The organism is Arthrobacter sp. Hb9-2, from assembly GCF_059091165.1.
In genome coordinates this window covers 15,272-30,876 of the sequence record NZ_JBNHGJ010000005.1, presented here as the reverse complement: position 1 = coordinate 30,876, position 15,605 = coordinate 15,272, and the positions used below count along the sequence as shown (strand labels likewise).

Annotated in this window: 11 protein-coding genes; 8 read left to right on the top strand and 3 right to left on the bottom strand. The window is 65.4% G+C overall.

The features are described from left to right. Positions 1-140 precede the first annotated feature (140 nt). Positions 141-1,502, top strand: a complete 1,362-nt coding sequence (glmM, locus tag AC5RV1_RS04765; protein WP_493993743.1) for a phosphoglucosamine mutase — start codon at positions 141-143, stop codon at positions 1,500-1,502. Between the two features lie 63 nt (positions 1,503-1,565). On the opposite strand, the gene mscL is transcribed toward glmM, so the two are convergent. The 3 genes from mscL to coaA are packed head-to-tail and all read right to left on the bottom strand — an operon-like array spanning position 1,566 to position 3,849. Continuing rightward, on the bottom strand, positions 1,566-1,970 hold the full coding sequence (gene mscL, locus AC5RV1_RS04760; protein ID WP_493993742.1) for a large conductance mechanosensitive channel protein MscL: 405 nt from the start codon (positions 1,968-1,970) through the stop codon (positions 1,566-1,568). Positions 1,971-1,993: 23 nt separating this feature from the next. After that, complete coding sequence (locus AC5RV1_RS04755; protein ID WP_493993741.1) at positions 1,994-2,878, bottom strand: M15 family metallopeptidase; 885 nt, start codon at positions 2,876-2,878, stop codon at positions 1,994-1,996. A 5-nt stretch (positions 2,879-2,883) separates the two neighbouring features. Then, complete coding sequence (gene coaA / locus AC5RV1_RS04750) at positions 2,884-3,849, bottom strand: type I pantothenate kinase (protein ID WP_493993740.1); 966 nt, start codon at positions 3,847-3,849, stop codon at positions 2,884-2,886. A gap of 134 nt (positions 3,850-3,983) precedes the next feature. Here coaA and glmS point away from each other — a divergent pair, with 134 nt between their 5' ends. The 7 genes from glmS (at position 3,984) to mgrA (ending at position 15,604) form a co-directional block, all read left to right on the top strand. After that, complete coding sequence (gene glmS / locus AC5RV1_RS04745; protein ID WP_493993739.1) at positions 3,984-5,870, top strand: glutamine--fructose-6-phosphate transaminase (isomerizing); 1,887 nt, start codon at positions 3,984-3,986, stop codon at positions 5,868-5,870. 205 nt (positions 5,871-6,075) lie between these two features. After that, entirely contained in the window at positions 6,076-6,423 is a 348-nt protein-coding gene (locus AC5RV1_RS04740) for a holo-ACP synthase (RefSeq protein ID WP_013601780.1), read from the top strand. A 32-nt stretch (positions 6,424-6,455) separates the two neighbouring features. After that, positions 6,456-8,051, top strand: coding sequence for an NAD(P)H-hydrate epimerase (locus AC5RV1_RS04735; protein ID WP_493993738.1), 1,596 nt, complete (start codon positions 6,456-6,458; stop codon positions 8,049-8,051). A 66-nt stretch (positions 8,052-8,117) separates the two neighbouring features. After that, a complete protein-coding gene (gene glgX, locus AC5RV1_RS04730; protein WP_493946758.1) occupies positions 8,118-10,373 on the top strand; it encodes a glycogen debranching protein GlgX in 2,256 nt (751 codons plus the stop codon). Further along, complete coding sequence (gene treY / locus AC5RV1_RS04725) at positions 10,370-12,697, top strand: malto-oligosyltrehalose synthase (RefSeq protein ID WP_493993737.1); 2,328 nt, start codon at positions 10,370-10,372, stop codon at positions 12,695-12,697. The genes glgX and treY overlap by 4 nt, the downstream gene beginning before the upstream one ends. Further along, a complete protein-coding gene (gene treZ / locus AC5RV1_RS04720; RefSeq protein WP_493993736.1) occupies positions 12,694-14,463 on the top strand; it encodes a malto-oligosyltrehalose trehalohydrolase in 1,770 nt (589 codons plus the stop codon). The genes treY and treZ overlap by 4 nt, the downstream gene beginning before the upstream one ends. Positions 14,464-14,563: 100 nt before the next feature. Next, positions 14,564-15,604, top strand: a complete 1,041-nt coding sequence (gene mgrA, locus AC5RV1_RS04715) for an L-glyceraldehyde 3-phosphate reductase (protein ID WP_493993735.1) — start codon at positions 14,564-14,566, stop codon at positions 15,602-15,604. Position 15,605 lies beyond the last annotated feature (1 nt).

Sequence of the window (15,605 nt, the reverse complement as noted above, 5' to 3'; positions counted from 1 at the left end):
CAGCAAAGACAGGTAACGGCGAAAAGAACCAAGTAGTCCCAGTAATTGCCCCTGCTCAAAGGCAGGTACTCAGCAAGTAGAAGCGGTGAGGATAAGCCACCTACGCAGGTGTCGCCCGCCCCATCCTCTAGACTTGACCGGTGTCTAGATTATTTGGAACTGATGGTGTCCGGGGGCTGGCGAACGGTCTGTTGACTGCGGAGCTCGCTATGCAGCTGGCCCAGGCGGCCGCCGTCGTACTCGGCCATGACCGCAAATCCAACGGGTCCCGGCCGCGCGCCGTCGTAGCCCGCGATCCGCGGGCAAGCGGTGAATTCATTGCCGCGGCGGTGGAGGCCGGACTCTCGAGCTCCGGCATTGACGTTTACGACGCCGGCGTCCTCCCCACTCCGGCGGCGGCCTATCTCGTGGCGGACCTGGACGCTGACTTCGGCGTCATGATCTCAGCCTCCCACAACCCTGCGCCCGACAACGGCATCAAGTTCTTCGCCCGCGGCGGCCAGAAGCTCCCGGACGAGGTGGAGGACGCCATCGAGGCGCAGATGTCCAAGGAGGCAGTGCGCCCGGTCGGCGCCGATGTGGGACGAATCCAGCGCTTCTCGGACGCGGAGGACCGCTACATCGTCCACCTCCTCCAGACCCTGCCGCACCGGCTGGACGGACTCACGGTGGTTCTGGACTGCGCCCACGGTGCTGCCAGCGGTTGCTCGCCCCAGGTCTTCAAGGACGCCGGCGCGAACGTCATTGTGATCGGTGCTGACCCGGACGGCCACAACATCAACGACGGCGTCGGCTCCACCCACCTGGGTCCCCTGAAGGAGGCCGTCGTCAAGTACGGCGCCAACCTGGGAATCGCCCACGACGGCGACGCAGATCGCTGCCTCGCCGTGGACCACGAGGGCAACGAAGTGGATGGCGACCAGATCATGGCCATCCTCGCCGTGGCGCTGAAGGCGTCAGGCAAGCTCAGGGACGATGTCCTGGTGGCAACTGTTATGAGCAACCTCGGATTGAAGATCGCGCTCCGCGAAGCGGGCATCAGCATCCGCGAAACCGCAGTGGGGGACCGCTACGTCCTCGAGGAAATGCGCGACGGCGGCTTCAACCTGGGCGGAGAACAGTCCGGCCACGTAATTTTCGCCGACCACGCCACTACCGGGGACGGCGTGCTCACCGGACTGCAGCTCGCAGCCCAGATTGCCCTGACCGGAAAGCCGCTCAAGGAACTCGCCACGGTGATGACCAAGCTTCCCCAGGTCCTCATCAACGTCAAGGGTGTGGAGCGCGCCGGAGTGAAGAGGAACGAGGTCCTCGCTCAGGCTGTGGCGTCCGCGGAAGCCGCGCTGGGCGATACCGGCCGCGTCCTGCTCCGCCCCTCCGGTACTGAGCCTGTGGTGCGCGTGATGGTTGAGGCTGCCGACGAAGAGACCGCCCAGTCCATTGCCGAACACCTTGCCCAGGTGGTCCGGGCAGAGCTCGCTTTGGAACTCATCTCCGAATAGGTCCCTTAACAGCAAAGCGGCCCGCCTCCATAAGGAGACGGGCCGCTGGCGTTATTCAACGCGTCAGGGGGTGCGGCTTGTCAGCGCGTCCCGGATCTCGGTCAGCAGCGCGATCTGCGGATCCTCTGCAGACTCCTTTTTCACGTCCTGGCCGATTCCCAGCCTGCGGTTGCGGCGCTCGATCATGAGGTTCATCGGCATCACCACAACGAAGTAAATCGCCGCGGAAACCAGCAGGAAATTCACGATGGCAGTCAGCAGCACGCCAAACTCGATGAAGTTGCCGTTGAAGTTCACTTTTGCGAAGCTGTCGAAGTTCGGCGAACCTGTCAGCCCGGCAATGAAAGGCATGAGTACCTTATTCACAAGGGCCGTCACTACCGCGCCAAAGGCGGTTCCAATAACGACGGCGACGGCAAGGTCAACAACATTGCCCTTCATAATGAAATTCTTGAATCCAGTCAGCATAGGAACCAAGCTAGCGCATCGCATTAGGGATACCCCGGCGCCGCCCCCACGCCGAAGTACTCCTCCAGCGTGAAAATACCACGCGCAGCCATGTCGGTCGCGGCGTCCACGCCAATGTAGCGCAGGTGCCACGGCTCGTAGTAGTACCCCGTGATCGGGTGGAACATCCACGGGTAGCGCACCACGAACCCGAACCGGTGTCCGTTCGCCTTCGCCCATATGGCCGCAGGCTGGTCCGCGAAGCACGGTTGGAAACCGCACACACCCCCGCCGTCGGCGATGTCAAAGGCCCAGCCGGTCTGGTGCTCCGAGTATCCGGGCCGGGCGCTTGCCGTGTCGGCGTCGGCCTGGCCGCGCGAGGCAACATAGCCGTTGTAGGTGGCCACCTGTGTGCCGTAGGAGCGGTACCCGCTTGCCAGCACCATGGCCACCCCGTCCCCCGCGGCCGCCGCGAACATCGCCTCGGCCGCGGCCGCCGTCGTACTGTTCAGCAGGGCCGCCTCGCCGGAGACGGTCATGCCCACGGCCGGCCGTACCAGGTCAGCCGGGACATAATCTGCCGGGATCAGCGGCCGGTGCTTGTTGACCACCAGCCAGGGGCTGGCAGGGTCGGTGAGGGAGAACTGCCGCGGCAAAGCCGAGGAGGGCGACGGCGTCGGGGACGGTTCCGGAGGCGGGGGAGCCGCCGTCGTGGGTTCCGGCGTCGGAATGGGGGATGCGGAGGACGACGGAGACAGCGAAGGTGAAGCAGAAGGCGTGCCGGACGACGGCGCCGCCGCCCCGGGTGCCTCCGGCGTGCAGGCAGCCAGGACAGTGAGTCCTGCCCCGGCCGCTAGGAAGCGGGCGAAGGTGCGCCGGCTGGTCGCCGTCTGCCCGGAAGCTTCAGACGGAGTGCACTGGTAGCACACCTGTGCTAAACCTTCCGAAGGAGCATGCGGCGGATCGAATGGTCCGCTTCTTTGGTCAGCACCAGCTGGGCGCGGCCGCGTGTGGGGAGGACGTTTTCCTCCAGGTTGGGCTCATTGATCCGCTTCCAGATATCCCGGGCAGTGCTCTCCGCCTCCTCGTCGGAGAGGGCTGCGTAGCGGTGGAAGTAGGACTCCGGCTGCGCGAACGCCGTGGTGCGGAGCTTGCGGAACCTGTCCACGTACCATTCCTCAATATAGGAAGTCTTTGCATCCACGTAGATGGAGAAGTCGAAGAAATCGCTCAGGGCCAGCCCCTGCCGGCCGTCATGCCGCGGCCGTGCCGGTGCCAGGACGTTAAGCCCTTCCACGATCAGCACGTCGGGGCGGCGGACCACCACTTCCTTGCCCGGAACGATGTCGTAGGTGACGTGGGAATACCAGGGAGCTCGAACTTCCTCAGCGCCGCTCTTGATTTCGCTCACAAAGCGCAGCAGCGCCCGGCGGTCGTAGGACTCCGGAAAGCCCTTCCGCTCCAGCAGTTGCCGGCGCTTCAGTTCAGCCAGGGGGTACAGGAAACCGTCAGTGGTGATGAGTTCCACATTGGGGGTGCCAGGCCAGCGGCGCAGCATTTCGCGGAGAACGCGGGCGATGGTGGACTTGCCGACGGCGACCGAGCCCGCCACGCCGATGACAAACGGAGTGCGCTGGGTTTGCTCGCCCAGGAAGGTGGTGGTGGCCGCGTGAAGCTGGCCGGCGGCCTCAACATACAGGTGCAGGAGCCGGGAGAGCGGAAGGTAAACCTCCCGGACCTCCTTGATGTCCAGGGGGTCGCCAAGGCCGCGGAGACGGTCGATATCCTCCTGATTAAGAGGTTGTTCCATCTCATCGGCGAGCCGGGACCAGGTCTGCCGGTCCAGCTCAACGAACGGGGAGACGCCTTCGCCGTTCGCGTCATTGCGTTGCACAGTCACTTTAGAGATTCTGCCCCCAGCCCGGCCGAGAGCGAAATGCGGGCGCGCACTCACACCCGCGAGCATGCAACAGAGGCGGCTCCCGGCAGCGCTTGGTTTAAGTCCGAGGCACCCCTGCCGATAGTCTTGAGCCTATGTGTGGAATCGTAGGATATGTGGGCCGTTCTGGTAACGGCGGGAATCACAGTGCGCTGGATGTTGTCCTGGAGGGACTGCGGCGCCTGGAGTACCGGGGCTATGACTCCGCAGGGGTCGCTGTGGTGTCCCAGGGTTTGATTGAGTCCCGTAAGAAGTCGGGGAAGCTGAGCAACCTGATCGCCGAGCTGGAGGCCCGTCCGCTGCCGGAAACCGTCACCGGGATCGGCCACACGCGCTGGGCGACCCATGGTGGTCCGACGGACCGGAACGCGCACCCGCACCTGGCAGATGACGGCAAACTCGCCGTGATCCACAACGGCATCATCGAAAACTTCGCCGAGCTGAAGCTTGAGCTGCTGGATAAGGGCGTAACGTTCCTGTCCGAGACGGACACCGAGGTGGCCGCGGCGCTGCTGGGGGATATCTTCCGGAACAAGCTGGGCGGGGACACCTCCGACGGCGGCCTGACCCGCGCGATGGAGCTGGCCTGCCAGCGCCTGGAGGGCGCTTTCACCTTGCTGGCGGTCCACGCTGACCAGCCCGACGTCGTCGTCGCCGCCCGCCGCAACTCGCCCCTGGTGGTGGGCCTGGGCGAGGGCGAAAACTTCCTGGGTTCGGACGTGTCCGGGTTCATCGACTACACCCGCCGCGCCGTGGAGCTGGGCCAGGACCAGATCGTGACGATCACCGCGGACACGGTGGAGATCACGGACTTTTACGGCAACCCGGCCGAGGGCAAGGAATACCACGTGGACTGGGACCCCGCCTCGGCGGAAAAGGGCGGTTTCAGCTCGTTCATGGAGAAGGAAATCCATGACCAGCCCGACGCCGTGGCGCAGACCCTGCTGGGCCGGTCGGACATCAACGGCAAGCTGACCCTTGATGAGCTGCGGATCGATGTTGAACGGCTGAAGCAGGTCAATAAGATCATCGTGCTGGCCTGCGGTACCGCCGCATACGCCGGCACCGTGGCGAAGTACGCGATCGAGAACTGGTGCCGGATCCCCACCGAGGTGGAGCTCGCGCATGAGTTCCGCTACCGCGATCCGATCCTGGACGAGAACACCCTGGTGGTCTCGATCAGCCAGTCAGGCGAGACCATGGACACTCTGATGGCCGTCCGGTACGCCCGCGAGCAGGGCGCGAAGACCATCTCGATCTGCAACACCAATGGCTCCACCATCCCGCGTGAATCCGACGCCGTGCTGTACACACACGCGGGCCCGGAAATTGCTGTGGCCTCCACCAAGGCGTTCCTGGCGCAGATCACCGCCGCGTACCTGCTGGGCCTGTATCTGGCACAGCTGCGCGGGAACATCTTCTCCGGCCAGATCAAGGACGTCCTCGCGGACCTGAACAAAATCCCCGCGAAGATCCAGAAGATCCTGGACAACGCAGGGCCGTTGCGCGAGCTCGCCCGGTCCATGGCTGACGAGAAGTCGGTGCTGTTCCTGGGCCGCCACGTAGGTTACCCGGTGGCCCTCGAGGGCGCGCTGAAGCTGAAGGAAATCGCGTACATCCACGCCGAGGGCTTCGCCGCCGGCGAGCTCAAGCACGGCCCCATCGCCCTGATCGATGAAGGCCAGCCGGTGTTCGTGGTGGTCCCGTCCCCGCGCGGCCGCGACTCGCTGCACGCCAAGGTCGTGTCCAACATCCAGGAAGTCCGCGCCCGCGGCGCCCGCACCCTGGTCATCGCCGAGGAAGGCGACGAAGCGGTCAAGGCCTACGCCGAGCACGTCTTCTACGTCCCCGAAACCCCAACTCTGCTGATGCCGTTGCTGACCACCGTCCCGCTGCAGATCTTCGCCGCGGAACTCGCCGCAGCCAAGGGCTACGACGTGGACCAGCCCCGCAACCTCGCCAAGAGCGTCACGGTCGAGTAGCAGGTTCTGATCTACAGCTGAAGCCCCGGGCAGAGAGCCCGGGGCTTCAGCTTTTTTGGACCAGTTCGCGCGACTTTTGCTGGCCTCAGCGGCAGGAGCCCCCGGAATTACAGGGCAGCCATTAAGCTGAGAGCCCAATAACCACGCATTCCTGTCGAGCGCGCTGCGGCGCGGGAGCCCAGGAGTGTCACCGTAGAATGGCCGCATGATTGTTGGCATAGGCGTAGACGTTGTAGACATCGAGCGGTTCGGCCGCCAGCTTGAGCGCACCCCCGGCCTCCGGGACAGGCTGTTCGTCCCTGCGGAGCGGGAGCTGAACACCCGCTCGCTGGCCGCGAGGTTCGCCGCGAAGGAAGCTGTGGCCAAGGTCCTCGGTGCGCCCGCTGGCATGAACTGGCAGGACTGCTGGATCGGCCTGGATCACAACGGACCCACCGTCCAGGTCAAGGGCACGGTGCTGGCGGTCGCCGAGGCCAAGGGCGTCAAGCGCTGGCATCTCTCGATCAGCCACGACGGCGGCATTGCCACGGCTACGGTCCTGGCCGAAGGCTGAACCGGAACCGGCCCGCCGCGCCACCGACAAACGTGATCAGCGCCTACACCGGAACCCAAGTCCGGGACGCCGAGGAGCCCCTTCTGGCTGCCGGCCTGGGAAACGTCCTCATGCAGCGCGCAGCCCATGGGCTGGCCAACACCATCGTCAGGGAACACCAGTCCCGCGGCCGCCGGATCTACGGCTCCAGCCTTGTGGTGCTCACCGGCAAGGGCAACAACGGTGGGGACGGGCTCTACGCCGCGGCCTTCCTCACCGCCAGGGGCATGCGTACGACGGCGGTGCTCACCGCAGATTCGGCACATCCCCAGGCCCTGGCTGCTTTTGAAGGTGCCGGCGGACGGGTGCGCCACCTCACGGACGCAGCACTTGGCGAAGTTGCCGCAGAGACGGCGCGCACCGGTGTCGTGATCGATGCCGTGTTGGGTACCGGTGCGAAAGGCGGGCTGTGGGGGAGTGCGGCAAACCTGGTCCAGGCCATCGCCGATGCCCGGGATGGACACATCGCCCCCGGTTTAGTGGTGGCGTGCGACCTGCCCAGCGGTGTGGACGCTGATACCGGGGAGGTGTCCGGACCGGTCCTGCCTGCGGATGTGACGGTGACTTTCGGGGCGGCGAAGGCGGGCCTGCTGGCGGATCCCGGCGCAGATTATGCCGGCAGGGTAGAAGTGGTGCCTATTGGCATCGAGGACAATTTTGAACGCAGCATCCTGCGGCGGCTCGAGGATGCAGACATCGCAGGCTTCCTTCCCAATCCTGCCCGCCGTGCCCACAAGTACTCCCGCGGAGTCCTGGGAGTGGTTGCGGGATCCGCACATTATCCCGGCGCAGCCGTCCTGGCATGCCGCGGTGCACTTGCTGCGGGAGTCGGTATGGTGCGCTATCTCGGGCCGCCCGCGGTCGCGGACCTGATCCGGCAGTCCTGCCCGGAAGTGGTGTGCAGTACCGGCACCGTGGCTGAAAACAGGGTCCAGGCGTGGCTGGTGGGCTCCGGTATGGGACCCGAAGACCACGAACAGCTGCAGCGCGCCCGTGACGCCGTGGAGTCCGGATTGCCTGTGGTGGCGGATGCCGGTGCGCTTCCCGCCCTTCCCGATGCGCTCGCCCCGAATGTGGTGCTGACCCCTCACGCTGGCGAGCTCGCCGCGCTGCTGAAGCGATTGGGAGTTGAGGTGGACCGCGCTGCAGTGGAAGCCGGAACCCTCGGCGCCGTCTGCCAAGCTGCAAAGCTGACCGGAGCCACCGTCCTGCTCAAAGGCGCCACCACTCTGGTGGCCGCACCCTCCGGGGACGTCTACAGCCAGGCGGACGGAACGCCCTGGCTCGCCACTGCCGGCAGCGGCGACGTGCTGGCGGGCGTCATCGGTGCGCTGCTCGCCCAGGCGGGTCCCGACGTCGGGCTCTTCCAGAAGTTAGGCGTAAAAGAGGAGGTACGGTGGGCTGTCATGGCCGCGCTGGGAGCCGCGCTGCATGGCCGCGCCGGGAGGGCGGCGTCGGACGCCTGCTTCGGCGGGCCGATCGCTGCGGGCGGAATCGCCGACGCCTTACCGCATGTTTGGGGTAAAGTAAGCACGCTTAGTAACTCTGGGGTCCGGAAACGTAATAGTCACACCCAGCCGTTACGGTAGGCATTAGTTCGCACCGGCAGTAGGGGGCTCATGCCCTTCGGCTGCCGAATCACAAAGAGGAGCATTATGGAAGTCTGGCCTGGATCGGCTTATCCCCTTGGCGCCACGTTCAACGGAACCGGCACCAACTTTGCCCTGTTCAGCGAACGCGCCGAAAAAGTTGAACTCTGCCTCTTTGACGACGACGGCGTGGAGACCCGCTACCAGCTTGACGAGGTGGACGGCTACGTCTGGCACTGCTACATCCCGCAGGTCCAGCCCGGCCAGAAGTACGGCTACCGTGTCCACGGCCCTTACGATCCTGCTTCCGGCAACCGTTTTAACCCCAACAAGCTCCTGCTGGATCCTTATGCCAAGGCCGTCCACGGCCAAGTGGACTGGGACCCATCGCTGTTTACGTACAACCTGGGCGATCCGGACTCCATCAACAACGAGGATTCCGCCAGCCACATGATGATGGGCGTGGTCATCAACCCGTTCTTCGACTGGGACGGCGACCAGAACCTGCGGATTCCCTACCACCAGTCGGTCATCTACGAAGCCCACGTCAAGGGCCTCACCCAACTGCACCCGGAGATTCCCGAGGAGCAGCGCGGGACGTACGCCGGCGTGGCGCACCCAGCCGTGATCTCACACCTGCAGAAGCTGGGCGTTACCGCCATCGAGCTGATGCCCGTGCACCAGTTCGTTAACGACGGCACCCTGGAGGACAAGGGCCTGAACAACTACTGGGGTTACAACACCATTGGCTTCTTCGCGCCGCAAAACACCTACAGCTCCACGGGTGACACCGGCCAGCAGGTCCAGGACTTCAAGGCGATGGTCCGTTCACTGCACAAAGCCGGCATCGAGGTCATCCTGGACGTGGTGTACAACCACACCGCTGAAGGCAACCACCTGGGCCCCACACTGTCCTTCAAGGGCATCGACAACGCCGCCTATTACCGGTTGATGGAGGGCGACGAGAAGCACTACATGGACTACACCGGCACCGGAAACTCCCTGAACGTCCGCCAGCCCCACTCCCTGCAGCTGCTGATGGACTCCCTGCGCTACTGGGTCACCGAGATGCACGTGGACGGCTTCCGCTTCGACCTCGCCTCAACCCTTGCCCGTGAGTTCTACGACGTGGACAAGCTGTCCACCTTCTTCGAACTCATTCAGCAGGACCCGGTTGTCTCTCAGGTCAAGCTCATCGCCGAGCCTTGGGACGTCGGCCCCGGCGGCTACCAGGTGGGCAACTTCCCGCCGCAGTGGACGGAGTGGAACGGCAAGTACCGTGACACCGTCCGCGACTTCTGGCGCGGCGAACCCGCCACCCTCGGCGAATTCGCCTCCCGCATTACGGGTTCCGCGGACCTGTACGAGCACTCCGGCCGCCGTCCCGTGGCGTCCATCAACTTCGTCACTGCGCACGACGGCTTCACCCTCGCGGACCTGGTGTCCTACAACGAGAAGCACAACGAGGCCAACGGCGAGGGCAACAACGACGGCGAATCCCACAACCGGTCCTGGAACTGCGGCGTCGAGGGCCCCACCGACGATCCCGAGGTCCTTTCGTTGCGGGCCCGCCAGCAGCGGAACTTCATCGCCTCCCTGCTCCTCTCCCAGGGCGTGCCCATGCTCCTGCACGGCGACGAGATGGGACGCACCCAGCAGGGCAACAACAACGGGTACTGCCAGGACTCCGAACTGACTTGGATCGACTGGGAAAGCATTGACCAGCCGCTGATCGAGTTCACGGCAGCGGTTAACGCACTCCGCGCCAAGCACCCCACCTTCCGCCGCAGCCGGTTCTTCGATGGACGGCCCGTTCTGCGGGGCGAAGGCGAACGCCTGCCGGACATCGTATGGCTTGACCCGGACGGCGAGATCATGAAGCCGGAAGCCTGGGACAGCGGCTTTGGCCGGTCCGTGGGCGTCTTCCTGAACGGCGACGGCATCCAGGGCAAGGACACCCGCGGCCGCAGGATCACCGACGTCAATTTCCTGCTGTACTTCAACGCCCATGACGACACCGTGAAGTTCACCCTGCCCTCGGATGAGTTCGCACCCGCCTGGGACGTCATCATCGACACCGCCGGGCAGAACGCAGACACAGAGCCCGTCTCTGCAGGGGAAGCGCTGCCCGTCGAGGCCAAGTCCCTGGTGGTCCTGCGCGCCCACACCGTCGAGGAAGTTGAGCCCGACCACTCGGTCGCTGCTTCCCTCGCTGCGCTCACGCAGACCTCCACCAGCGAGACCGAATCCCTCAGCACCCCCATGGTGGCTGAGCCAGGGAAAACCACGAAGATTGGGGAGCGGAAGGCGACCGAGAAGTGAGGGTCCCGGCATCCACCTACCGTTTGCAGATCCGGCGCAGCTTCACGCTGTTTGACGCCGCGGACAAGGTCCCGTACCTGAAGGACCTGGGCGTCGACTGGATCTACCTTTCCCCCATCCTGACGGCGGAGCAGGGCTCGGATCACGGCTATGACGTGACCGACCCCTCCGCCGTGGATCCGGACCGGGGTGGCCCGGAAGGCCTGCTGGCCCTGTCCAAGGCAGCCCGCGAGCACGGCATGGGTGTCCTCGTGGACATCGTGCCCAACCACGTGGGCGTTGCCACGCCGGCCCAGAACCCGTGGTGGTGGTCCCTGCTGAAGGAAGGGCAGGGCTCGCCCTACGCCGAAGCCTTTGACGTCGAATGGGAACTGGCCGGCGGAAAAATCCGGCTGCCCATGCTCGGCTCCGGTGAGGACCTGGACAAGCTGGAGGTCAAGGACGGCGAACTCCGCTACTACGACCACCGGTTCCCGATCGCCGAAGGAACGTATTCCGACGGCGACACCCCCCAGGAGGTCCACAGCCGCCAGCACTACGAGCTGATCGACTGGCGCCGCGCCGACGCTGAGCTGAACTACCGGCGCTTCTTCGCCGTTACCACGCTGGCCGGGATCCGGGTGGAGACCCCGCACGTCTTCGAGGAAGCCCATGCCGAAGTTGGCCGCTGGTTCCGTGAGGGACTCGTGGACGGGCTCCGGGTTGACCACCCGGACGGCCTGGCGGATCCTGCCGGCTACCTGCGCTGGCTGAAGGACCTCAGCGGCGGAGCCTACGTCCTGGTGGAAAAGATCCTGGAGCCGGGCGAAGCCCTGCCCCAGGACTTCGCCACCGAGGGCACTACCGGCTATGACGCACTGGCTGACGTGGATCGGGTCTTTGTTGATCCCGCAGGCGAGCAGGCCCTTGATGACCTGGACGCCAAGCTGCGGGGCTCTGCGGTTCCCGCTGACTACGCCGGGATGATCCGTGGCACCAAGCGGATGATCGCGGACGGCATCCTGCGCTCCGAGGTGCTGCGCCTGGCGCGCCTGGTTCCGGATTCCTACGGGCTTTCCGTGGAACAGGCCGCTGATGCCATCGCGGAAATCATCGCAGCATTCCCGGTGTACCGGACGTACCTGCCCACGGGCGCCGGCATCCTCAAGGAAGCCTGTGAATCTGCGGCGGCGCACCGGCCCGAGCTGGAGGTTGCCGTCGGCACGCTGCTGCCGCTGCTCCTCGACCCTGCAAACCCGATCGCGGTGCGCTTCCAGCAGACCTCCGGCATGGTGATGGCCAAGGGTGTGGAGGACACGGCGTTCTACCGCTACACCCGGCTTGGCACGCTGACGGAGGTGGGAGCCGAACCGACGGAGTTCGCCGTCTCTCCGGAGGAGTTCCACCACCGGATGCGTCGGCGGCAGGAGGAACTTCCGCTGTCGATGACCACCATGTCCACGCACGACACCAAGCGCAGCGAGGATGCCCGGGCCCGAATCTCGGTCATTGCCGAACTGCCGCAGGAGTGGACGGCTACGCTGAACACTCTTCGCGAGCTTGCCCCGATTCCGGACGGGCCCTACGAGAACCTGCTCTGGCAGGCCATCATCGGCGCCTGGCCGGCGAGCAGGGAGCGGCTCCAGGGCTACGCGGAAAAGGCAGCCCGCGAGGCCGGCAACTCCACCACGTGGACGGACCCGGACGAAGAGTTCGAGTCCTCCGTCAAGGCGGCAGTGGACGCTGCGTTCGACGACCAGCGCGTCACCAAGGTGGTGGAGGACTTCGTGGCACAAATTGACGCCTACGCCGCGTCTAACTCCGTGTCCGCCAAGCTGGTCCAGCTGACCATGCCCGGCGTCCCGGACGTCTACCAGGGCAGCGAGTTCTGGGAAAGGTCCTTGACGGATCCCGACAACCGGCGGCCGGTGGACTTTGAGCTCCGCCAGCAGGAGTTGGCAAAGCTCGACGCCGGTCAGTTGCCTGCTGCGGGCACAGAAAGCAGCAAGCTCCTGGTCACCTCCCGGGCGCTTCGGCTCCGCCGCGACCGGCCGGAACTGTTCCAGGGCTACACTCCGGTTGCCGCCTCCGGCGCCGCGGTAGAACACCTGCTCGCGTTCCAGCGCGGGGCGGACGGGACTCCCGGAGCCATGACACTGGCCACCCGGCTTCCGGCGGGACTGGCGGCCGACGGCGGATGGCGGGACACCGCCGTCGAACTCCCTGTCCCTGTGCGGGACGAACTCACCGGTGCCGGGTACGGGCCGGGCGCCGTTTCACTGGCTGACGTCCTGGGTACCTACCCGGTGGCTTTGCTCGTACCGGTGGATGGAGAAAAGGCATGACCCTCGTTAATGGTGGGCCCGAGCGCTTCGATGTCTGGGCTCCCGATGCCAGTTCGGTGATCCTGGTGGCCAACGGCCGGCAGTATCCCATGCTGAAAAAGGAAACGGCGCCGGGCTCGGAGGGCTGGTGGACTGCCCCCGATGCTCCAGGGGACGGCGATGTGGACTACGGCTACCTGCTGGACGGGGACGGCCACCCGCTGCCCGATCCGCGGTCGCGGCGCCTGCCCGAGGGTGTTCACCAGCTTTCCCGGACGTTCGACCCCGCCGCGTATGCCTGGCAGGACAGTGCCTGGAAGGGCAAGGAGCTTCAGGGTTCGGTTATCTACGAACTCCACGTCGGCACCTTCACCCTGGAGGGCACCTTGGACGCCGCAGCCGGAAAGCTGGGCTACCTGGCGGACCTCGGCGTCGACTTCGTGGAACTGCTGCCGGTTAACGGCTTCAACGGCACCCACAACTGGGGCTACGACGGCGTTCAGTGGTACGCGGTCCACGAGGGTTACGGCGGGCCGGCGGCCTACCAGCGCTTTGTGGACGCAGCCCACGCCGCGGGCCTGGGCGTCATCCAGGACGTGGTGTACAACCACCTCGGCCCGAGCGGCAACTACCTGCCCAAGTTCGGTCCGTACCTGAAGCAGGGGGACGCCAACACCTGGGGCGACTCGGTCAACCTGGACGGCCCCGGTTCGGATGTGGTGCGGGAGTACATCCTGGACAACGCCGCGCTCTGGCTCCGGGATTATCACGTGGACGGGTTGCGGCTGGACGCCGTGCACGCGCTGCGCGATGAGCGTGCCGTGCACATCCTGGAGGAGTTCGGTGCCTTGGGCGATGCCGTCTCGGCTGAGACCGGGCTGCCCAAAACGCTCATTGCCGAGTCGGACCTCAACAACCCGCGCCTGCTGTACCCCCGGGACGCCAATGGCTACGGGCTCGCCGGGCAGTGGAGCGATGACTTCCACCACGCCGTCCACGTGAGCGTCAGCGGCGAGACCACCGGGTACTACGAGGACTTCCAGTCCCTGGCCGTGTTGGCAAAGGTCCTCAAGGACGGCTTCCTGCACGACGGCAGCTACTCCAGCTTCCGCGGACGCCACCATGGCCGGCCCATTAATGCCGCCCTGGCCCACCCGGCCGCCCTGGTGGTGTGCAACCAGAACCACGACCAAATCGGCAACCGGGCCACGGGGGACAGGCTTTCGCAGTCGTTGTCCTACGGGCAGCTGGCGGTGGCAGCCGTGCTGACCCTGACGTCGCCGTTTACGCCCATGCTGTTTATGGGGGAGGAGTTTGCAGCGAGCACCCCATGGCAGTTCTTCACCTCGCATCCGGAACCGGAGCTGGGCAAGGCCACTGCCGAGGGCCGGATCAAGGAGTTTGAGCGCATGGGGTGGGACCCCGCCGTCGTGCCCGATCCCCAGGATCCGGAGACCTTCCGCCGGTCCAAGCTGAACTGGGACGAAGCCGCCGGCGGCGACCACGCCCGGCTTCTGGAGCTCTACCGCTCCCTGACGGCGCTGCGCCGGGAACACACCGAGCTCGCCGGGCTTGGCTTCGGGGAGACGGACGTGACGTTCGACGACGACGCGGGCTGGCTGCGTTTTCGCCGCGGCAGCGTTGAGGTGCTGCTGAACCTCTCGGATGCCAAGGTCCGGTTGGAGGACGTTTCGGGGTCGGTCCTGCTGGCGACGGATGAGGGAACCGGCCTTGACGGCGAAGCCCTAGCCCTGGCGCCCTGGAGTGCCGCAATCCTGAAATCCTGACTATGTCGGCTGGAGAGTTACGCCGCGGGCTGTGTCAGCCTGCGGCGTAACTTTACGGCCATCATCTGTAGTGCCGGTCACAACTGGCAGGATGGAACGTATGACTTATTCCGCGGCGGAAAACCGCTACGACACCATGCCCTACCGCCGCGTTGGTCGCAGCGGCCTAAAACTTCCGGCGATCTCGCTCGGCCTGTGGCACAACTTCGGCGACGACAAGCGTTTTGACGAACAGCGCGCCATCCTTCGCCGTGCCTTCGACCTGGGCGTCAACCACTTCGACCTCGCCAACAACTACGGCCCGCCGGACGGCTCCGCCGAAACCAACTTCGGCCGTCACCTCAAGGACGACTTCAAGCCCTACCGGGACGAACTCGTCATTTCCACGAAGGCCGGCTACTACATGTGGCCCGGCCCCTATGGTGAATGGGGCTCCCGCAAGTACCTGATCTCCAGCCTGGACCAGTCGCTGCAGCGGATGGGACTGGACTACGTGGATATCTTCTACAGCCACCGGCCGGACCCCGAGACCCCGCTGGAAGAAACCATGGGGGCCCTGGACTACGCAGTGCGTTCGGGCAAGGCGCTCTATGCCGGCATCTCTTCCTACACGCCGGAGCAGACCCTGGAAGCGGCCCGTATCCTGAAGGACCTCGGGACGCCGCTGCTCATCCACCAGCCCAGCTACTCCATGCTCAACCGGTGGACCGAAAACGGTTCGCCGAATCTCTATGAGGCACTCGACCAGGTGGGGGCAGGTTCCATCGCCTTCTCGCCGCTGGCCCAGGGCATGCTCACCGACCGCTACCTCAACGGTGTTCCTGCTGATTCGCGTGCAGCCAAGGCCCGGTTCCTGTCCGAGGACGCCATCACGGACGAAAAGCTGCACCGGATCCGTGGACTCCACGGCATCGCCGAGGGCCGCGGGCAGTCCTTGGCGCAAATGGCCGTCGCCTGGATCCTGCGGGACCAGCCGAAGGGTTCGCCTGTCACATCCGCACTGATCGGGGCCTCGAGCGTCCGCCAGTTGGAGGACACATTGTCCGCCATCAACAACCTCGAGTTCACCGAGGATGAGCTGAACGCCATCGACGAATTCGCCGTGGAATCGGACATCAACCTCTGGAAGCAGCCCGCCTAGT